The organism is Streptomyces sp. NPDC003032, assembly GCF_053591415.1.
This window is the reverse complement of the sequence record NZ_JBSFTT010000022.1, coordinates 115055-134797: the sequence shown is the minus strand read 5'-3', so window position 1 is coordinate 134797 and position 19743 is coordinate 115055. Positions and strand designations below refer to the sequence as shown.

20 protein-coding genes are annotated in these 19743 nt (G+C 69.1%); 7 read left to right on the top strand and 13 right to left on the bottom strand.

Going from position 1 to position 19743, the window contains the following annotated elements; genetic code table 11:
- Positions 1 to 394: 394 nt before the first annotated feature.
- On the top strand, positions 395 to 598 hold the full coding sequence (locus ACWDZ7_RS28000) for an ATP-binding protein (RefSeq protein ID WP_451800715.1): 204 nt from the start codon (positions 395 to 397) through the stop codon (positions 596 to 598).
- Here ACWDZ7_RS28000 and ACWDZ7_RS27995 read toward each other — a convergent pair.
- The 4 genes from ACWDZ7_RS27995 to ACWDZ7_RS27980 form a co-directional block, all read right to left on the bottom strand.
- The gene (locus ACWDZ7_RS27995; RefSeq protein WP_451800714.1) at positions 579 to 1334 is read right to left on the bottom strand and encodes a hypothetical protein; all 756 of its coding nucleotides are present in this window, start codon (positions 1332 to 1334) and stop codon (positions 579 to 581) included. The genes ACWDZ7_RS28000 and ACWDZ7_RS27995 overlap by 20 nt on opposite strands.
- Positions 1335 to 1370: 36 nt before the next feature.
- Entirely contained in the window at positions 1371 to 2282 is a 912-nt protein-coding gene (locus ACWDZ7_RS27990) for a hypothetical protein (protein WP_451800713.1), read from the bottom strand.
- Positions 2283 to 2359: 77 nt separating this feature from the next.
- Positions 2360 to 3613 (bottom strand): enoyl-CoA hydratase/isomerase family protein, encoded by a 1254-nt coding sequence (locus tag ACWDZ7_RS27985; RefSeq protein WP_451800712.1) that lies wholly within the window; start codon positions 3611 to 3613, stop codon positions 2360 to 2362.
- Position 3614: 1 nt separating this feature from the next.
- Complete coding sequence (locus tag ACWDZ7_RS27980) at positions 3615 to 3917, bottom strand: hypothetical protein (protein WP_451800710.1); 303 nt, start codon at positions 3915 to 3917, stop codon at positions 3615 to 3617.
- Between the two features lie 187 nt (positions 3918 to 4104).
- Between ACWDZ7_RS27980 and ACWDZ7_RS27975 the strand changes: the two genes are divergently transcribed.
- Positions 4105 to 5112 carry a C40 family peptidase gene (locus ACWDZ7_RS27975; RefSeq protein WP_451800708.1) on the top strand — a complete coding sequence of 336 codons (1008 nt, stop codon included), beginning with the start codon at positions 4105 to 4107 and terminating at the stop codon, positions 5110 to 5112.
- Positions 5113 to 5359: 247 nt separating this feature from the next.
- The gene (locus ACWDZ7_RS27970; protein WP_451800707.1) at positions 5360 to 6076 is read left to right on the top strand and encodes a phosphatase PAP2 family protein; all 717 of its coding nucleotides are present in this window, start codon (positions 5360 to 5362) and stop codon (positions 6074 to 6076) included.
- 64 nt (positions 6077 to 6140) lie between these two features.
- Here ACWDZ7_RS27970 and ACWDZ7_RS27965 read toward each other — a convergent pair whose 3' ends face one another.
- Positions 6141 to 7715 carry an FAD-binding oxidoreductase gene (locus ACWDZ7_RS27965; RefSeq protein WP_451800706.1) on the bottom strand — a complete coding sequence of 525 codons (1575 nt, stop codon included), beginning with the start codon at positions 7713 to 7715 and terminating at the stop codon, positions 6141 to 6143.
- 55 nt (positions 7716 to 7770) lie between these two features.
- Positions 7771 to 7935, bottom strand: a complete 165-nt coding sequence (locus ACWDZ7_RS27960; RefSeq protein ID WP_451800705.1) for a hypothetical protein — start codon at positions 7933 to 7935, stop codon at positions 7771 to 7773.
- 128 nt (positions 7936 to 8063) lie between these two features.
- Between ACWDZ7_RS27960 and ACWDZ7_RS27955 the strand changes: the two genes are divergently transcribed.
- The gene (locus tag ACWDZ7_RS27955; protein WP_451800703.1) at positions 8064 to 8888 is read left to right on the top strand and encodes a hypothetical protein; all 825 of its coding nucleotides are present in this window, start codon (positions 8064 to 8066) and stop codon (positions 8886 to 8888) included.
- Positions 8889 to 9008: 120 nt separating this feature from the next.
- Positions 9009 to 9200 (top strand): hypothetical protein, encoded by a 192-nt coding sequence (locus ACWDZ7_RS27950; RefSeq protein ID WP_451800701.1) that lies wholly within the window; start codon positions 9009 to 9011, stop codon positions 9198 to 9200.
- Positions 9201 to 9329: 129 nt separating this feature from the next.
- Here ACWDZ7_RS27950 and ACWDZ7_RS27945 read toward each other — a convergent pair whose 3' ends face one another.
- Entirely contained in the window at positions 9330 to 9695 is a 366-nt protein-coding gene (locus ACWDZ7_RS27945) for a metal-sensitive transcriptional regulator (RefSeq protein ID WP_451516414.1), read from the bottom strand.
- Between the two features lie 277 nt (positions 9696 to 9972).
- Between ACWDZ7_RS27945 and ACWDZ7_RS27940 the strand changes: the two genes are divergently transcribed.
- Complete coding sequence (locus tag ACWDZ7_RS27940) at positions 9973 to 10593, top strand: DUF47 domain-containing protein (protein WP_125513699.1); 621 nt, start codon at positions 9973 to 9975, stop codon at positions 10591 to 10593.
- 7 nt (positions 10594 to 10600) lie between these two features.
- Positions 10601 to 11599: an anion permease gene (locus tag ACWDZ7_RS27935; protein ID WP_451800700.1), complete on the top strand. Its 999-nt coding sequence runs from the start codon at positions 10601 to 10603 to the stop codon at positions 11597 to 11599.
- A 127-nt stretch (positions 11600 to 11726) separates the two neighbouring features.
- On the opposite strand, the gene pstB is transcribed toward ACWDZ7_RS27935, so the two are convergent.
- The 6 genes from pstB to ACWDZ7_RS27905 all read right to left on the bottom strand — a co-directional run bounded on the left by pstB (position 11727) and on the right by ACWDZ7_RS27905 (position 19625).
- A complete protein-coding gene (gene pstB / locus ACWDZ7_RS27930; RefSeq protein WP_451800699.1) occupies positions 11727 to 12503 on the bottom strand; it encodes a phosphate ABC transporter ATP-binding protein PstB in 777 nt (258 codons plus the stop codon).
- Between the two features lie 77 nt (positions 12504 to 12580).
- Positions 12581 to 13663 carry a phosphate ABC transporter permease PstA gene (gene pstA, locus ACWDZ7_RS27925; RefSeq protein WP_451516417.1) on the bottom strand — a complete coding sequence of 361 codons (1083 nt, stop codon included), beginning with the start codon at positions 13661 to 13663 and terminating at the stop codon, positions 12581 to 12583.
- Positions 13660 to 14682 (bottom strand): phosphate ABC transporter permease subunit PstC, encoded by a 1023-nt coding sequence (gene pstC / locus ACWDZ7_RS27920; RefSeq protein WP_451800697.1) that lies wholly within the window; start codon positions 14680 to 14682, stop codon positions 13660 to 13662. Before pstC ends, pstA begins: the two co-directional genes overlap by 4 nt.
- 113 nt (positions 14683 to 14795) lie before the next feature.
- Positions 14796 to 15923 carry a phosphate ABC transporter substrate-binding protein PstS gene (gene pstS / locus ACWDZ7_RS27915; protein ID WP_451800696.1) on the bottom strand — a complete coding sequence of 376 codons (1128 nt, stop codon included), beginning with the start codon at positions 15921 to 15923 and terminating at the stop codon, positions 14796 to 14798.
- A gap of 173 nt (positions 15924 to 16096) precedes the next feature.
- Positions 16097 to 17293, bottom strand: coding sequence for a CHAD domain-containing protein (locus ACWDZ7_RS27910; RefSeq protein ID WP_451800695.1), 1197 nt, complete (start codon positions 17291 to 17293; stop codon positions 16097 to 16099).
- Entirely contained in the window at positions 17274 to 19625 is a 2352-nt protein-coding gene (locus ACWDZ7_RS27905) for an RNA degradosome polyphosphate kinase (protein ID WP_451800693.1), read from the bottom strand. The genes ACWDZ7_RS27910 and ACWDZ7_RS27905 overlap by 20 nt, the downstream gene beginning before the upstream one ends.
- Between the last annotated feature and the right edge of the window lie 118 nt (positions 19626 to 19743).

Sequence of the window (19743 nt, the reverse complement as noted above, 5' to 3'; positions counted from 1 at the left end):
CACTCACACGAGTGGTTGCTTTTAGTCTTACCCAGAACGGGATGAAGAATATATCCGGCGGCGCTACTTTTGGTGTGGCACACCGCCCAGAAGAACCCCGCTCGACGGAGCGGCAACGTCACTGGGTCCCACCCAGCAACTACCCACTCCCGACGGAGATTTCCGTGAACGCAACCGTATCGCCGCCCTGGACCTACACCCTCCAACTCCCGCGCGATCCCCGCGCCCCGGGAATCGCCCGCGCCACCCTCCGCGCGGTCCTGGAGTCGTACGGGCTCGGCCGGCTCACCCCCACCGCGGAACTCCTCGCGGGCGAGCTGCTCAGCAACGCCCACTGTCAACCGACGGGCCCTACGCCCTCCGCCTCCGTTCCGCCTCCCCGGAGGGGATCCGCGTGTCCGTGTGGGACTCCGACCCGCAGATCCCGCCCGGCTTCGCAGAAGACCCCGCGCCCGATCGCCGGCCGCCGGACATGGCGGAGAGCGGCCGGGGGCTGCACCTCGTGCGGGCCTGCGCGGATGCTTGGGGCGCCTACCCCGTGGGGACGGACCACGCGGGGAAACTGTTGTGGGCCGAGGTCACTCCCGGCGCTCCGTAGCGGACGGTTCCGTGAAGGAGACCGTCTGGAGGATCGCCGCCATGATGTTGCAGAACTCCGTCCAGTACTCCGTGGACGCGGTGTGGAGCGTGAAGACGGCGGTGAACGGGCCGGTGGGGAACGGCACATGGACCTGTATCTGTCCGGTGAGCAGTTCCGTCGCCTCGCCGGTCGCGGTGATCTCCGGATTCAGCTTGTACTCGGTCAGGGTGACGCAGGAGACTGCGGGGCCGCACGGCAGGTCGAGCCAGCGGGCGTCGTTGTGCGGGGTGCTGGAGAGGATGGCCAGGATTCCCTGGGCGACGATGTCCGTGCTGTCCGGGGCCTCGTCGTCCGGGGCCTGGCCGGTCGGGGCCTGGCCGGTCGGGGCCTGGCCGGTCGGGACGGCCGCCACGGTGAACGCGCACTGGGCGACGCCTTCGGAGCCTTCTGCCTCCTCCGCTTCCTCCACTTCCTCCGCTTCTTCCGCCGTGGAGAAGAGGCCCATCGCCGAGTAAGAGACACCGGTCTCCGCCATGAGCTGGGCGAGACCCGCGTAATACGGGGCGGCGGGTTCCCAAATTCGGGCGTCTCCACGGGAGTAGAGGCGGCGTACGAATTCATGGGCCCGCTCGGCGCGCTCCTCCGGAGTCGCTGCTAGTGGCAGGGCGAAGAATCCGTCCGGGACGTTGAACCAGATGGGCGGGGGGTCGAGTTGGTCGGGCGAAGTGGTTGGAAGGCTGGTCGGGGATGTCATGGGGCGGAGGTGTCCTGGTCTGGTTCGTAGGCAGGGTCAGAGGTCTTCGGGGTGGAAGTCGGAGTGCTTCAACTCGCTGCCGTCGGCGTTCATGGTCAGGTGACGACTGTCGGCCCCGAAGAACGCGTCGATCTCGCTCGGCACCAAGGCCTCGGCGCGATAGTGCCCGCACGGCCGACGCGTGACGAAGGGGTCTGAGAGGTCTGGCGCCCGAGCGGTGGCCAGAAAGTTGTCGACCGCATCCCGCTGTGCCTGCGTCAGGGTTTCCAGAGGAACCAAGTCGGCGGCGACCAGGTAGCGAGTGAACTTCCCCCGGAACTGCGATCTCAGCCTGCACCATGAGCCGTCGGAGAAGACCAGTCGTACGTCCCGCCCATCCTTGAAGTCGCGCGGTTCGACTTCGCTGATGGCGGATCGGGGAGTTTCCCAGAGGTATTCGTCCTCGATGCGGGTGAGGTCCTTCTCGTCGAAAGGGAGACCGACGATGACCAGACGGCGGTCGGTGACGATCGCGTGGGTGCGGTACTGCTTTTCGTCAACCCGGCCTGGATCCAACTGCCAAGGAAGAGTACGAGCGATCGTGCCGGGCGCGGCCCACAGGACGGGAAAGTCCTCGACCTCGTCAGCCGGGTCGTCCGGAGTGTCCTTGCCTCCGTCGGCAAAGGAACTGCCACTCACATTGCCTCCGGCAGCACTGAGAGCGGCCATGATGGCGACGCCGAGGGCCATCACCCCGCCCTTGCCCACCTTGCGTGCGAGCGAACCACCGGTTGATCGCGGTGTGTACACGGGCCCCTCGGGCCAGCCGGGCAGTTCCCCCTGGATGTCCTTGCGCTCGGTGTCGCGGAACCAGCGCATGCCCTTGACGCGGGTGGCCGCGCCGGTCGCGAATGTGACGGGTGCGCGGGCAAGGAGTGTCTCGCCCGGTTCAGGCTGCCAGATGTCCATGTCCGTACGGCTCTTCCTCTGTGGCGACTCAGGGCCCGTTGCCGGGCGCCTTGACTCTGTTACTGCGCTGCCCGCTCTCAGCCACCCGAGGCCGACTGCGCGAAGCGGTCGCCGGGGAAGAGGGCTTCGCCCACGTGCTGGTGAATGCTTGTGACCTTGGGGAAAATCTTGAGTCCCGCGTCAATGGCGATACCGGCACCCAGGGGGTTGATGTTCACCTTGGGGATCATGTTCAGCCCCTTGGATCCCAACCACTGGCCTTCGTGATAGCCCGCGGCGGCCAGGCCACCCATACGGGATGCCAGCCCACTGGTGGAATGCGCCACCTCGTAGACATCAGTGGATTTGCCGCCGATCTTCACCAGACCCCCCATGCCGAGGCCACCCGTAAGACTTTGCGAGTTCTTCCCGAAGGCCATGAGGATCTTTGAGCTGCCGATCTTGCTGTAACCAAATCCCTTGCCGAGGTTGGCGACAGCGGCTATCGCCTTGCCCTCACCGACGACCTTGATGCCCTTGCTGAACATCCCGATCCCCGGCATAAGCCCCACCGCATCCAACCCCATCTGAGCCCAACTCACATCGGCCCCGCCCATTTTGGCGAGCCCGTGCGCCCCCAGCGCCAGCCCGCTCGTGATGAGCGCCGCCGTGCCGAAGACCGCCGCCAGCGGTGGGAAGGGAAGTGTGACGATGGCGAGGAGGCCAAGGACGGCCGTCAGGTCGCTCAGCAGGTCGCCGATCAGTTTGATCAGGTCGGCGTGGTCCTGGAGCCACTTGCCCGCCGCGTCCCACGCGTCGGCGACGCCCTTCGTGAGCTTGTCCCAGAAGCCGGGCTCGTCCGGGGCGATGTCACCCGCCTTGTCCAGCTCCTTGCTGATCGCCCCGGCCGCCTTGGCGTAGCGGTCCTCCAGGTCGTGAACGTCGCCGATGAGGTCGGTGACGGCCCCCGACGCCTTGCCCATCTCCTTGCTGTCGGGCTTGGCCTCCGACCGCGCGTCCAGCTTGTCGCCGGCCTTCTTCTCCAGCCGGTCGGCCTCGTCCTGGAAGTCCGCAAGCTCCTTGGCCCACCGGTGCAGCGCACGCGAGGCCTTGTCGAAGGATTCGTGGCTCTTGCGGATGAGCGGGGTGACGTCCTCGCCGATGTACTCGGTGAACGCGAGCGCCGCCTTGCCCTTCCAGGCGCCGCATTCGATGCGCTCCAGGTCCCTGACGGCCGCTCCTAGCTCACCCGCGAGTCCGCCGAGCTTCTTGGCCAGTTCCCGGGTGTCCTGGACGTCGCCGGGCGTGGGGTCCCAGCCTATGTTCGGAAACGCGGGACGCTTCGTACCCACGTTACTCCGCCTTCTTCCGGGTCGACTTCAGGGATTCGGCCAGGGCCTGGTCCAGCTTGCCGAACTCCTCGTCGATCTTGTCGATCATCTTGACGGCGCCCTGCGTGTGCTTGCCGAGCTGCTTGACGCCGTACCCCCACTCATCCGCGAATTCATGGACGTCCTCGATGAGCTTCCCGGCACCCACCACCGAGCCGTCGGTGTTCTTGAGGGTGCGACGGGCGACGTCCATGCGGTCGCTGACCGAGGAGAACGTTCTCTTGAGGTCCTCGAAGACCGTCCCGTCGAGACGAAGGTCGCTCATGTCGTCGCTCAGCTCTCTGTGCGGTTGCGTGTGGGGGTGCTCGTCCAGCCGGCGTTCGCTGGAGTGAACCAAGCTATCCATGAGGGTGAGGGATGGTCGATTCCAGTGGCAGGTGACCCTGTCGCTGTCGCATGGGGCCTTTACACTGAGCGGCGGCGGACTCCCGGCGGGTGAGGGGTGGTTGACGGTGCGTAAGGCGTGGCTGGTCGCGGCCGTCGGGTTCGGTGGCGCCCTCAGCTTCATCGCGCTCCTCGTCGTCGGGACGTACATGGCCGCGGGAAGCATCGCCGGAGGCGCGAGCGGCGGTTCCGTCGGGCTCGCCAAGGGAGCCGTGCCCGCGACCTACCAGCCCCTCGTGCAGAAGTGGGGCAATCTCTGCAAGGCCATCAACCCCGCGCTGCTCGCCGCCCAGCTCTACCAGGAGAGCGGGTTCAACCCGCGCGCGAAGAGCCCGGCCAAGGCGCTGGGCATCGCGCAGTTCATCCCCGGGACCTGGGCCGCGCACGGCGTCGACGGCGACGGTGACGGCGACCGCGACATCTGGGACCCCGAGGACGCCATTCCCTCGGCGGCCTCGTACGACTGCCATCTCGCGGGCTATGTGAAGGACGCCCCGGGAGACCCCACGAAGAACATGCTCGCCGCGTACAACGCGGGCGCGTACGCCGTCATCAAGTACGGCGGCGTGCCGCCCTACCGCGAGACGCAGAACTACGTGAAGACCATCACCACCCTCCAGAAGAGCTTCGCCCGGCCCGTGGGGCGCGTGCAGCCGTCGCGGCAGGCGGCAGGAGCGATCTACTTCGCGCAGAAGAAGCTCGGCACCCCCTACCTGTGGGGCGGCAACGGCACAGCCGAGCAGAACGGACGCTTCGACTGCTCCGGCCTGACCCTCGCCGCCTACCGCACCGTCGACATCACGCTGCCACGCGTCGCCAACGACCAGTACAACGTGGGGCCGCACCCCAAGCGCGAGGAGCTGCTCCCCGGCGACCTGGTCTTCTTCTCGGACGACCTCACCAATTCGCGCGCCATCCGGCACGTCGGCATCTATGTCGGCGGCGGCTACATGATCAACGCCCCGCGCGCCGGTGCCGTGATCCGCTTCGACCCGATCGACACCCCGGACTATTTTGGCGCGACTCGCGTCACCGACGAGGGGGCGGAGACGCTCCCGGCCGAGCTGGGGGCGTGAGTGGAGCGTGCGCGGGGGCGAACGGAGGCGCACGCGGCGTGTGACATGGCTTGAACTCTCCGTTAAAAGGCTCTCCTGAGCTGCGGCGATGTATCTCTCTTCGGTAACGTCTGGGTGATCTTTCGGTGGAGAGTGGAACGTAGGGGTGGGGACCGCGCGTTCCCTTGACTGGACCGACCACGGGGGTTGATGGAAAGGGCGCACAGAACGTGCGCCCATGGGCTAGGAGACAAGGGGCCGCAGCGCCATGGCTGGACTCGATGAATCCGGGTCGAACCCCGATGTCGGCCTGCTCTACGACATCAACGGCCTGACGCAGGACACCCCGCACTGGCTCGACCGCGCCCTGGCGTTCGTCGGGGAGTACGGGCTGCTGATCGCCCTCGTGCTGCTCGTGGTGTGGTGCTGGTGGGGCCAGCGGAAGCGGGGCACCCTCGACGACGCCGCCTCGTCGGTCGCCGCCGTCGTCTGGGCGCCGCTGGCCGCCGGAATCGCGGTGCTCGTCAACGTCCCCATCCGGGGCTTCGTGGAGCGGCCACGCCCCTTCCGCGACCACAGCGGGGTCCATGTCCTGGTCGAGGGCAAGGACGACTTCTCCTTCGTCAGCGACCACGCCACGCTCGCCATGGCCATCGGCGCCGGCCTCTTCGTCGCCCACCGGAAGTTCGGGTTCGTCGCCCTCGGACTCGCCGCCCTGGAAGGCTTCTGCCGCGTCTTCATGGGCGTGCACTACCCCACGGACGTCATCGGCGGCTTCGCGCTCGGCACGGCCGTCGCCCTGCTCCTCTCCCCGCTCGCCATGGCGCTGCTCACGCCGCTCGCCAAGGCGGTCGGGCGGTCCCGGCACGCGGGCCGGCTGGTGTGGGACCGGAAGGCGAGGCCGGCGGCCGCGCCCCTGAGCGAGCCCGCGGCGCCCTCGCAGCAGACCGCGGCGGACCCGGACGAGCGGGACCTCGCGGCCTAGCGCCGGCACTTCAGAGAACCCGGGAGAATCAGAGAACCCGGGAGAATCACAGAACCCGGGAGAATCACAGAGCCTGCGGGAAGTCGAAGAAGCGGCCCGGGTCGTACTGCTTCTTCAGTTTCTTCAGACGCGGCGCCGCGTCCCCGTAGTACGCCTCGCGCCAGTTCGTCAGCGTCGGGTCCGTGTAGTTCTGGTACGCCGCACCCGACGCGTACCGCCCCATCGCCCCATGAGCCTTTTTCAGCCACGCCCGCGCCGGTGAGCCCGACGTCCCCGCGCGCCACGACGCGATGTACTGCGCCAGCATCCGCGAGCGGCGGTGCACGAAGGCCGTCGCCGTCGGGTCGACGCGGTTGACGGCGCCGCCGAGCGCGGTCAGCGCGATACTGCCCGCGCTCGCGCCCGTCACGTTCTCGACCTGCGACAGCAGCGCGCGGATGCCAGCCGCCGACAGCGAACGGTCGAAGAAGTCCGAACTCGCCGCGTACGTCTCACGCTTGAGGGCGCCCTGCGGGCTGCGGCCCGGCGTCGCGCCCGGCAGATGGCACTGGGCGTCGGCGGCGAAGGACGAGCAGCCCGCGTACACCTCCATCGCCTCCTCGTACGTACGCCGCTTCAGGGAGACGCTGCGCGCGGAGGCGCCGATCCTGTCGGCGAGGCGGTCGACGGCGTTCTGCAGCTCGCCGTACGTGCCCAGCGAGAAGCAGGAGACGGAGACGGTCGGGGTGCCGCCCGTGCTGTTCGCCAGGTGGAGGGACGACCAGATCTCGTCCGGCTGGTCCGGGCCCCACTCCTGCCACGCCTTGACGACCGCCGCCGCCTTCGACCAGGGCCACCTCATGTACGCGGAGACGGCCTGGGGCGCGGTGTGCGTGCGGTAGGACAGTTCGGTGACGACACCGAAGTTGCCGTTGCCCGCGCCGCGCAGCGCCCAGAAGAGGTCCTTGTTCTGCGACTTGGAGGCGGTGAGCTGCTTGCCGTCCGCCGTGATCAGCGTCGCGGAGGTGAGGCTGTCGCAGGTCAGGCCGTACGCACGGGAGACCACGCCATGGCCGCCGCCGAGGGTCAGCCCCGAGATGCCGACGGTCGGGCAGGAGCCCGCGGGGAGGGTGACGCCCTTCGCGGCGAGCGAGCGGTAGACGTCGATCAGCTTGGCGCCACCGCCGATCGTGGCCGTGGTGCCGCTCGCCCGTATCCTGCTCAACTTCGATACGTCGATGATCAGCCGGCCGGTGCCGGAGGACCAGCCGGCGTACGAGTGGCCGCCGTTGCGGATCGCGACCGGGGTGCGGTGGGCGCGGGCGTACGCCAGGGCGGTGCGGATGTCGTCCGGGTGCGCGACGTAGGCGACGGCGGTGGGCTTCAGGTTGTCGAAGCGCGTGTTGTACAGCTGGCGGGCCGCCGCCCACTTGGCCTCGCCGGGCCGGACGAGAGTGCCATCCAGGTCACGGGCGAGGGCCTTGAGGGTGGCGGGGGAGGTGGCGGCGGCGCTGGACGTTCTGATGGGGGTACTCCCGCCGCTTCCGCTGCCGCTGGTGCGGGAGGCCGCGCCCGCGTCCGGTCCCCCGCCCGTGCAGCCCGCGACCGTGGCCCCGGCGAGTGTGGCGGCCGTTGTACCGATGAACGTACGTCGTTCCATAACGCCTCCCGTTGCTTCCGGGGAACGAGACGGTGCGCGGGGCGGGCGGGTTCCCCTAGGGGGACTCCTCATGTTCGGCCGCGTCCGTGCGGGCCTTGCTGCGGGCCCTGCGGGCCGGGCCGCGCCAGCCGCAGGAGCAGTGGGCCGCGATGAAACGGCCGTTCTCGACCGTCGACGTGCGGTGCGGTGCGGTGACTTCTGAGACGTCCTGGTAGGCCACGCCGTCACCGTACCGACCTTGCCGCGGGCGGCGCGGCGTGACGGGTCAACGCACCGGTCGTTATCCGGAACGACGGGGGGAACGACGGGGGATCGACGAGCGCGGACACGCTTGGGGGTAGACAAGCGATGGTGCAGCAGCACAGGCGCACAGGGCGAACGGTCGTCGCCGTCGCGGCGGCGGGGCTGATGGCCGTCGCCACCGGCTGTTCGGGCGGCGCCGCCGCCGACGGCAGCGGTGCCGGGGCCCCCGGCGACCCCGAAGACGTGGTGCGGCGGTCCGCCGACTCCCTCGTCCGGGCGGGCAGCGCGGAGGCGCGTACGTCCATGGAGATGGCCAGCGGCGGGACGCGCGTGACCGTCCGGGGCGAGGGCGTGTACGACTTCCGGCGCCAGCTCGGGCGGTTCCGAGTGGTGCTCCCGCAGGACCCCGCCGGGGGCCGCCCGCGCCGGCCGATCACCGAGCTGATGTCCGCCGGCGCGCTCTACATGAAGAACCGCGGGGCCGGGGTGCCCGCCGACAAGTGGGTGCGGATCGAGACACGCTCGCTCTCCGACGGGAATCTCGTCACCGGCGGCGCGACGGACCCCCTCGCGGCGGCGGAACTGCTGCGCGGGGCGCGGAAGGTGACGTACGTGGGGGAGGAGCGGGTCGGGGGCGCGGAGGTGCGGCACTACCGCGGGGTCGCCGATCTGCGGGCCGCGGCGAAGGCGGCCTCCGCAGGTCAGCGGGGTGCGCTGGGGGTGGCGGCGGCGAAAGGGTTCAGCGAGGGGAGCGTGCCCTTCGACGTCTACCTCGACGAGCGGGGGCGGGTACGGAAGCTGCGCCATCAGTTCACCGTGGCCAACGCCGATGTGGCGTCGACCACGCTGCTCTACGGTTTCGGGGTGACCGTCGGGGCGCGACTTCCGGCCGAGAAGGACATTTTCGCCGGGAAGATCGCCGGTCCCTAGTGATCCCTGGTGGTCCCTAGTCGCGTACGGCCGGAGGAAATGGTCCGTCCGTGCCATGCGCGGTGTGTAGGGCGCTCCCTACTCTAGGAAGTCGATACCGGTAAGGGTCAGGAAGAGGTGATGAACGTGGCTCCTATGCGTGGCGGTACGGCGGTTCAGGACCACGTCGCCCTCGCCGAGATCGAGCTGTGCGGCGAACTCATCATCGCGGCGAGCGCGGCGGCCGAGCGCTTGAGCTTTGACCGGATCGACGAGGTGCTGAGGGTCTCCGACGTACGGGAGACCGGGGCCCGGGGCGACGAGCGCCCCTAGCCCCGGTCGCCTTGCCCTCCTGTCCGCCGCTTCGCGGCGATGTCTCCCGCCCGCCCGTTTACCCCGTGATGCGGGGCAAACGGGCGGGCGGGGAATGCGGGCTCGTTCCTGGTTCCCCTCGCGGGAGCGTCACGTGCGGAGCATCCGGGCGATCGCCTTCGTCGCCTCTTCGACCTTCGCGTCGATCTCCGTGCCGCCCTTGACCGCCGCGTCGGCCACGCAGTGCCGCAGGTGTTCCTCCAGGAGCTGGAGCGCGAAGGACTGCAGGGCCTTGGTGCTCGCCGAGACCTGCGTGAGTATGTCGATGCAGTAGACGTCCTCCTCGACCATGCGCTGCAGGCCGCGGATCTGGCCCTCGATGCGGCGCAGACGCTTGAGGTGTTCGTCCTTCTGCTTGTGGTAGCCGTGCACGCCGTGGGCGTGGTCCCCGTGGGCGTCGTCGGAGGGCGCTTCGGGCGCCCCCGTGGTCGGCACGGCCGCGTCGGTGGTCGTCATCGCGTCCTCCTCTGGACTTCCTGCTGGACATCCTGGTGGATTGCCTCTGGAACCTCCCGCTGGTCGCCCCTACGGGAGGTTCCAGCCGGGCCCCTGCGAGGCGTGGGGTATTTATGCAGTTCCATATACCCCTGGCGGGTATATCTTAGCCGATTTCTCGGGGGGTGTGCTGATCACTGTGCCTGATGGGCGACACTGGGGAGCGGCCGGTTAGCCGTGGCCGGATGATGCGCCTAGCATCAGCCTGACCGCATCCAGAGCACCCCGAGGACCCCACGTGCGCTTTCGTCTGACCCCCAGGGAGACGAGCTTCTACGACATGTTCGCCGCATCCGCGGACAACATCGTCACGGGCTCGAAGCTCCTCATGGAACTGCTCGGAGCGGACTCTTCCGCGCGGGCCGAGATCGCAGAGCGTATGCGGGCCGCGGAACACGCGGGAGACGACGCCACGCATGCGATCTTCCACCAGCTGAACTCCTCGTTCATCACGCCGTTCGACCGCGAGGACATCTACAACCTCGCGTCGTCCCTGGACGACATCATGGACTTCATGGAGGAGGCCGTCGACCTGGTCGTCCTTTATCAGGTCGAGGAACTCCCCAAGGGCGTCGAGCAGCAGATCGAGGTCCTGTCCCGGGCCGCCGAGCTGACGGCCGAGGCCATGCCGAACCTCCGCACCATGGAGAACCTCACCGAGTACTGGATCGAGGTGAACCGGTTGGAGAACCAGGCCGACCAGATTCACCGCAAGCTCCTCGCCCAGCTCTTCAACGGCAAGTACGACGCCATGGAGGTGCTGAAGCTCAAGCAGATCGTGGATGTGCTGGAGGAGGCCGCCGACGCCTTCGAGCACGTGGCGAACACGGTGGAGACCATCGCGGTCAAGGAGTCCTGACCCCTCCATGGACACCTTTGCCTTGATCGTGACCATCGGCGTCGCGCTCGGATTCACGTACACGAATGGCTTCCACGACTCCGCGAACGCCATCGCCACCTCCGTCTCCACGCGCGCGCTGACGCCACGGGCGGCGCTCGCCATGGCCGCGGTGATGAACCTCGCCGGTGCCTTCATGGGCAGCGGGGTCGCCAAGACCGTGAGTGAGGGGATCATCGAGACCCCGCACGGTGACAAGGGCATGTGGATCCTCTTCGCGGCCCTCATCGGCGCGATCGTCTGGAACCTCATCACCTGGTACTTCGGGCTGCCCTCGTCCTCGTCGCACGCGCTGTTCGGCGGCATGGTCGGCGCCGCGCTCGCCGGGGGGATCGGAGTCATCTGGTCCGGGGTCCTCGACAAGATCGTCATCCCGATGTTCCTGTCGCCGGTCGTCGGTCTCGTCGCCGGTTATCTGGTGATGTGCGCGATCATGTGGATGTTCCGCAGGTCCAACCCGCACAAGGCCAAGCGGGGCTTCCGTATCGCGCAGACGGTGTCCGCGGCCGGCATGGCCCTCGGCCACGGTCTCCAGGACGCGCAGAAGACCATGGGCATCGTGGTGATGGCCCTGGTCATCTCCGACGTACAGAGCGCGGACGCGCCGATCCCGATCTGGGTCAAGGTCTCCTGTGCGCTGATGCTCTCGCTCGGTACGTACGCGGGGGGCTGGCGCATCATGCGGACCCTCGGGCGCAAGATCATCGAGCTGGACCCGCCGCAGGGTTTCGCGGCGGAGACGACCGGCGCGGGCATCATGTTCACCACGGCGTTCATGTTCCACGCGCCGATCTCGACGACGCACGTCATCACGTCCGCGATCATGGGCGTGGGCGCGACGAAGCGGGTGAACGCGGTGCGGTGGGGTGTCGCCAAGAACATCATCCTGGGGTGGTTCATCACGATGCCTGCGGCGGCCCTCGTCGCCGCGGTCAGCTTCTGGATCGTGAACCTCGCGTTCCTGTAGCGCGCCCGTATCGCCTCATGGCAGCACGTGGAAAGGCCCGCCCCCGGGAGCCCAGGGGCGGGCCTTTCTTGTTGTCCCTGCGGTGGCACCGCCATGCAGCACCGCGGGGAGTCAGGGGGCGGTCGGCTCAGCCGAAGCGGCCCGAGATGTAGTCCTCGGTGGCCTGCACGGACGGGTTGGAGAAGATCCGCTCCGTGTCGTCGATCTCGACGAGCTTGCCGGGCTGGCCGACCGCGGAGAGGTTGAAGAACGCCGTGCGGTCCGAGACGCGGGCCGCCTGCTGCATGTTGTGCGTCACGATGACGATCGTGAAGCGCTCCTTCAGCTCGCCGATCAGGTCCTCGATGGCGAGGGTCGAGATCGGGTCGAGCGCCGAGCACGGCTCGTCCATGAGGAGGACGTCGGGCTCGACCGCGATGGCCCGCGCGATGCACAGGCGCTGCTGCTGGCCGCCGGAGAGGCCCGAGCCGGGCTTGTTGAGGCGGTCCTTGACCTCGTTCCAGAGGTTCGCGCCCTTGAGGGACTTCTCGACGACGTCGTTCAGCTCGGACTTCTTGTACGAGCCGTTGAGCTTCAGGCCCGCCGCGACGTTGTCGTAGATCGACATCGTGGGGAAGGGGTTCGGGCGCTGGAAGACCATGCCGATCGTGCGGCGCACGGCCACCGGGTCCACGCCGCTGCCGTAGAGGTCCTCGTCGTCCAGGAGCACCTTGCCCTCGACGCGGCCGCCGGGGGTGACCTCGTGCATGCGGTTGAGGGTGCGCAGGAACGTGGACTTGCCGCAGCCGGACGGGCCGATGAAAGCGGTCACCGAGCGGGGCTCCACGGTCATCGAGATGTCGTCGATCGCCTTGTGGGAGCCGTAGTAGGCGGTCAGGCCCGATACGTCGATTCGCTTGGCCATGGGGATCACTGCTTCTTTCGGGTCTTAATACCAGGGTCGCTGATGGGCCTTCCGTCGGCGGAGCCGACCGATGACACTTAGCGGCCCGTCTTGGGGGCCTTCCAGCGGGCGATGCCGCGGGCCGCCAGGTTGAGGATCATGATGAAGCCGATGAGGGCGAGCGCCGCCGCCCAGGCGCGGTCGTACGACGCGTCGGTGCCCGCCGCGTACTGCTGGTAGACGTACAGCGGCAGCGAGGCCTGTGAGCCCTCGAAGGGGTTCGTGTTGATCAGGGGGTTCACCCAGACCAGGAGCAGGACCGGCGCGGTCTCACCGGCGATGCGGGCGACCGAGAGCATGACGCCCGTGGTGATGCCGCCGATCGCGGTGGGCAGGACGACCTTCAGGATGGTCCGCCACTTCGGCACGCCGAGGGCGAGCGAGGCCTCGCGCAGCTCGTTCGGGACGAGCTTGAGCATCTCCTCGGTGGAGCGGACGATCACCGGCATCATCAGGATGGCGAGCGCCATGGCGCCGGCCCAGCCGGAGTAGCCGAAGCCGAGGATCAGGATCCAGAAGCTGAGGACGAACAGGCCCGCGACGATCGAGGGGATGCCGGTCATGACGTCCACGAAGAACGTGATGACCTTGGAGAGCTTCCCCCGCCCGTACTCGACGAGGTACACCGCGGTGAGCAGGCCGATCGGCACGGCGATCACCGAGGCCAAGAGCACCTGCTGGAGCGTGCCGACGAGGGCGTGGTAGATGCCGCCGCCGGTCTCGTCGTCGGCGATGACGCCCATGGAGTGGGTCAGGAAGTAGCCGTCGAAGACCTTGAGGCCGCGCTGCAGCGTCTCGTAGATCAGCGAGGCCAGCGGGACGACGGCCAGCAGGAACATCACCCACACCAGCGACGTGGCGAGGCGGTCCCTGGCCTGGCGGGTGCCCTCGACGGCGACCGCGAGGACGTACGACCCGACGATGAACAGGAAGGCGGCGATCAGGCCCCACTGGATGCGGCTGTGCAGCCCTGCCCCGGCGCCGATGCCCACGGCGACGGCGAGCGAGCCGGCGGCGACGGCCAGGGGCGACCAGCGGGGCAGGCTCGCGGCCTTCAGCGTCGAGGGGCGCTTGTCGAGCGGGCCGGTCGGGGTGGTCGGGGTGGGTGTCGTGGTGCTCATGCGTTGGCCCCCGAGTACTCCTTGCGGCGCGCGATGATCAGGCGGGCCGCGCCGTTGACCAGCAGGGTGATGACGAAGAGGACCAGGCCGGAGGCGATGAGCGCGTCCTGGCCGTACTCACTGGCCTCGTTGAACTTGCTGGCGATGTTCTGTGCGAAGGTGCCGCCGCCGGGGTCGAGCACGGACGCGCTGATGAGGAAGGTCGGGGAGAGCACGGTGGCGACGGCGATCGTCTCGCCGAGCGCGCGGCCGAGGCCGAGCATGGAGGCGGAGATGATGCCGGAGCGGCCGAAGGGCAGCACCGAGATGCGGATGACCTCCCAGCGCGTCGCGCCGAGGGCCAGCGCGGCCTCCTCGTGCATCTTCGGGACCTGGAGGAAGACCTCGCGGCTCACGTTGGTGATGATCGGCAGGATCATGATCGCGAGCAGGATGCCGACGGTCATCAGGGAGCGCGGGGCGCCGCCCTGGTACTCGAAGATCCCGGTCCAGCCGAGGTAGTCGTCGAGCCAGCTGTAGAAGCCGGTGAGGTTGGGCGCGACCACGAGGGCGCCCCACAGGCCGTACACGATCGAGGGCACGGCGGCCAGCAGGTCGATCACGTACGCGATGGGGGTGGCCAGCTTGCGCGGCGCGTAGTGCGAGATGAAGAGCGCGATGCCGATGGCGACGGGGACCGCGATCACCAGGGCGATCAGCGAGCTGACCACGGTGCCGAAGACCAGGACGGCGATGCCGAAGAACGGCTTGCCGCCGGTGGACGCGCCGGCCGGGTCCCACTCGAAGGTGGTGAGGAAGTTGCCCGTGTTGTCGGAGAGCGCGAGGGCCGTGCGGTACGTGAGGAACGCCGCGATGGCGGCCATGACCGCGAGGAGCGCGATGCCGGAGCCCCGGGAGAACCCGAGGAAGATCCGGTCGCCCGGGCGGGTGGCGCCGCGGGCGGCGGCCTTGCTCACGGGGGCGAGGCGCGGCACGTCGTCGACGGGTGGAGGAGCGGTGGTGTTGCTGGATATTTCCATGGGGTTCTCCGGTCTGCGGAGGTGCCGCGCGGGTGGCGCGGCAGCTCCGTGGCGGCGGTGCACCGGACGGTGCGGCCGGCCCGGACCTGCGGGGCCGGCCGCACTCGGTTGAGCTAGCTCAGGCCCGCGACGGTGGAGCGGACCTTGGTGATGATCTCGGCCGGGATCGGCGCGTAGTCGTTCTCCTTGAGGACGTTCTGGCCGTCCTCGCTGGCGATGTAGGTCAGGAAGGACTTGGTGGCGGCGAGCGTGTCGGCCTTGTTGCCCTTCTCGCAGACGACCTCGTACGTCACCAGGGTGATCGGGTAGGCGCCTTCGGCGGTGGGCTTGTAGTTCAGCTCCAGGGCCAGGTCCTTGCCCTTGCCCACGATCTTCGCCTCGGAGATCGCCTTGGAGGCGTTGTCGACGGTGGCCTTCACCGGCTCCTTGGCCTCCGTCTTCAGGTCGACGGTCTTGATGCCGTCGCCCGCGTAGGAGAGCTCGAAGTACGAGATGGCGCCCGCGGTCTGCTTGACCTGGCCCGCGACACCGGCGGAGCCGTTCGCGGACTGGCCGCCCTTGGGCTCCCACGACTTGCCCGGCTCGTAGGGCCAGGCGTCGGGGGCGGCGCCCTTCAGGTACTTGGTGAAGTTGTCCGTGGTGCCGGACTCGTCGGAGCGGTGGAAGGCCTGGATCTTCGTCTTGGGCAGCTTGGCGTCGGGGTTGAGCTTGGCGATCGCCTTGTCGTCCCAGTTCTTGATCTTGTCGTTGAAGATGTCGGCCAGGGTCTTGGCGTCCAGGTTCAGCTTGTCGACGCCGGGGACGTTGTAGCCGATGGCGATCGGGCCGCCGACCATCGGCAGGTCGATGGCCTGGCTGTTGGTGCAGACCTTCTTCGACTTCGCGATCTCGTCGGGCTTCAGCGCCGAGTCGGAGCCGGCGAACGCGGTCTGGCCCTGGAGGAACGCGGTGATGCCGGCGCCCGAACCCGTCGGGTTGTAGTTCAGCTGCACGTCCTTGCAGTTGGTCGTGTAGACCTTCCGCCAGGCGTCGACGGCGTTCTTCTGCGCGGAGGAGCCGGAGGCCGCGAGCTGGCCCTTGGCGTCGTCGCACTTGATGTTGGCGTTGGCGTTGGTCTCCTTGCCGCCGTCGCCCGAGCCGCTGGTGTCGTCGGAGCCGCACGCCGTGAGGGCCAGGGCGCCGGAGACGGCGAGGGCGCCGAGGGAGAGGGCGCGGAGCCGGTTCTTGCGCTGAAGCTTCACTTTCGGGTGTTCCTTCCGGGAGCCGCCGGCCCTTTGCTGGCGGCGTGCGATGTCTGTCTGTAAGGCCGAAAATAGGCAGGACAGGTGAAGCGGCTGAAGGGCAGGAGTGAACGGCGGGTGAACCTCGGCGGTCGGCCTGGTGAGGCATCCTGCTACGGAAAGTACCTGATCCGCTACGACGCGTTATAAACGCCGGGCGCCGTCTCGTGCTGCCAGGCCTGCTGGAAGCCGAACCTCGCCGCCTCGACCTCGTGGCGCTGGTCGGCGTGGAGCACGCCGAGCGCGTACGCCGTCGCCGGGGCGATGCGGGGTGTACGGGCGGCCTGCGCGGCCGCGGCCGCGGCGGCGGCGGCCTCACGGTGGACGTTCAGGGCGTGGCTCGCGTCGGCCACGCGGGGCTGCGGCGTCGCGTGGCCCAGCAGGACCTCCTGGGCGTACCTGTGCAGGCGCAGCAGGGAGCGGACCTTCAGCCAGGGGGCGTCCTGGGCGTCCGGCGCGGAGTCGGCCGCGAGACCGTGGACCAGGGCCCCGGCGTTGTACGGGTGGCCGGCCTGGCCGAGGGGGAGCGCGGCGACGGCTTCGGCGAGGTCCGACTCGGCCTGGGCGGCCAGCGGTTTCAGGTCGTCGGCTGTCCCGCTGAGGGGCACTTCGCTGGCCAGTACGGCGATGTTGTCGGCGACGGCGTGGAAGCGGGAGGAGCCGAAGGCCTGGAGGGCGGTGGAGTGGGCCCGGGTCCGGGCCAGGGTGAGCTGCCGCTCCAGGAGGGCGGCGGCCTTGGCCGCGCCCACCGTCAGGCCTTTTGGCGTGCCGCCCCTCTGGTCTGCACTCGGCGTCAGCGGCTGTGCCCACCCGTTCCGCCGTGCGATGGGGGCGCCTCCCTGCTCCTTGAGAGCTCGGGGGAGCCTGCCCACAGCGGTAGCGGCCTGGCTGTCCGCGGTGTGGCAGTGCCCCGTAGCCGGTGTCGTGGGACCCGGGAGCGGTAGTGGGCCCGAGAGGCGGTGCAGGGCGGTCAGGAGGCGGGTCAGGCGAGTCGCGTACGCGTGTTCCTGGGCCAGGGTGGACGTGAGCCAGGCCAGTTCGGGGCGCAGGGACGACGCCCACTCCGTGTCCAGGAGGGGGCGGAACGTGTGCAGCGTGGCGCCGATGCGGCGGGCCGCCCGGCGCAGGGCGCGGGCCGCCTCCAGGGACTCCTCGGCGCCCTGCGCGTCCGTAGTGGACTCGCGGTGCAGCCGCAGCGAGCGGAGGAACTCCGTGGCCTGGCCCCGCAGATGGGCCGCGAGGACATCGCCCGCCGTACCGGTCGTCGCCGCCGTACCGGTCGTTCCCGCCGTACCGGTCGTACCCGTCATCTCATGGTGTCGCTGTGCCACGCCGGCGCCTCCGGGCGTCTATGAGCATCTCCTGGACGTTCCGCAGGGGCTGGCCGTCCGGATCCGCCGAGTGGCGGGTCCAGTTCCCGTCCGCACCCAGGTGCCAGGAGGCGGTGGTGTCCGACATGCCGGTCTCCAGGAGCCGGCTGAGTGCCGCTCGGTGCGCCGGGTCCTGGACCCTGACCAGCGCCTCGATGCGGCGGTCGAGATTGCGGTGCATCATGTCGGCGCTGCCGATCCACACCTCCGGTTCACCGCCGTTGCCGAAGGCGAAGACGCGGGAGTGCTCCAGGAAGCGGCCGAGGACGGAGCGTACGCGGATGTTCTCCGAGAGTCCCACCACGCCCGGCCGCACCGCGCAGATGCCGCGCACCCACACGTCCACCTCGACGCCCGCCTGCGAGGCGCGGTACAGCGCGTCGATGATCGCCTCGTCGACCATCGAGTTGACCTTGACGCGTACGTAGGCGGGGCGGCCCACGCGGTGGTGCTGGGTCTCCTTGTCGATGCGCGAGACGAGGCCGTCGCGCAGGGACTTGGGGGCCACGAGGAGGCGGCGGTAGGTCTCGCGCCGCGAGTAGCCGGAGAGGCGGTTGAAGAGGTCGGAGAGGTCCGCGCCGACCTCCGCGTTGGAGGTGAGCAGACCGAGGTCCTCGTAGAGGCGGGCGGTCTTGGGGTGGTAGTTGCCGGTGCCCACGTGCGAGTAGCGGACCAGGGAATCACCCTCTTGGCGTACGACGAGGGAGAGCTTGCAGTGGGTCTTCAGGCCGACCAGGCCGTAGACGACGTGGCAGCCCGCCTCCTCCAGCTTGCGCGCCCACTTGATGTTGGCCTGCTCGTCGAAGCGGGCCTTGATCTCGACGAGGACGAGGACCTGCTTGCCGGACTCGGCGGCGTCGATCAGGGCGTCGACTATGGGGGAGTCGCCCGAGGTGCGGTACAGCGTCTGCTTGATGGCGAGGACTTCGGGGTCGGCCGCCGCCTGCTCCAGGAACGCCTGTACGGACGTGGAGAAGGAGTCGTACGGGTGGTGCAGAAGTACGTCGCGTTCGCGAAGGGCGGCGAAGATGTCGGGCGCGGACGCCGACTCCACCTCGGCGAGATCGCGGTGGGTGCCCGCCACGAACTTGGGGAACTTCAGATCGGGCCGGTCCAGCTTGGCGATGCTGAAGAGGCCGGTGAGGTCGAGTGGGCCCGGCAGCGGGTAGACCTCGGCCTCGCTGATCTTCAGCTCGCGCACCAGGAGGCTGAGCACGTTCGGGGCGATGGACTCCTCGACCTCCAGGCGCACCGGGGGCCCGAAGCGGCGCCGCATCAGCTCCTTCTCCAGGGCCTGGAGCAGGTTCTCGGCGTCGTCCTCCTCGACCTCCAGGTCCTCGTTCCTGGTGAGCCGGAACATGTGGTGCTCCTGGATCTCCATGCCGGGGAACAGCTCCTGGAGGTGCGCGGGAGCGGCGATGACGTCCTCTATGGGGACGTACCGCTGGGGGGAGGCCTCCAGGAAGCGGGAGAGCAGCGGCGGGACCTTCACACGTGCGAAGTGCTGATGGCCGGAGATCGGATTGCGTACGACCACGGCGAGGTTGAGCGAGAGTCCCGAGATGTACGGGAAGGGGTGCGCGGGGTCCACGGCCAGCGGGGTCAGGACGGGGAAGATCTGCTGCCGGAAGAGCGTGAAGAGCCGGGACTGCTCCTTCTCGGTCAGCTCGTGCCAGCGCACCAGCTGGATGCCCTCGTCGGCGAGGCCGGGCGCGACGTCGTCGTGGTAGCAGGCGGCGTGCCGGGCCATGAGCTCGCGGGAGCGGTTCCAGATGAGTTCGAGGACCTCGCGGGGCTGGAGGCCGGAGGCCGAACGGGTGGCGACGCCGGTCGCGATGCGGCGCTTGAGGCCGGCCACGCGGACCATGAAGAACTCGTCCAGGTTCGAGGCGAAGATCGCGAGGAAATTCGCCCGTTCGAGGAGGGGGGTCTGGGGGTCCTCGGCGAGTTCGAGCACTCGTTCGTTGAACGCGAGCCAACTGCGCTCCCGGTCCAGGAAGCGGCCCTGCGGCAGCTCGACGCCGTCGTGCCCGACCTGGGCGTCCTCGTCGTACGCGTCGAGGTCGGCGTCGATGTCGGGGGCGAGGTCGGAGATGGTGGCGGCGATGGTGTGCGGCCTGTGCGCGGCGATGGAACCGACGGAAGGCTGGGCGTGCTGGACCTGTCCCTGCGGGTTCGGCTGGCTCATAGAGCCATTCTTCCGCGTGGGCACGCCGATGGGCGCGTCGGAGAGCGCGGGAGTGAGGCGGAGCCTCCCGTTCTCCGGGGGCGGGTCGGGCACGGCGGGCTGCATTGAGCGAGCGTCGCAAGCTTGTCTGAATCAGCGGTTACGGCGACATGACGTGCGGGACATCGACCGAAGACCCCCGGGGGTGTGGGGCCTCGGGTGCGGGGCCTCGGTAGTCCATGTC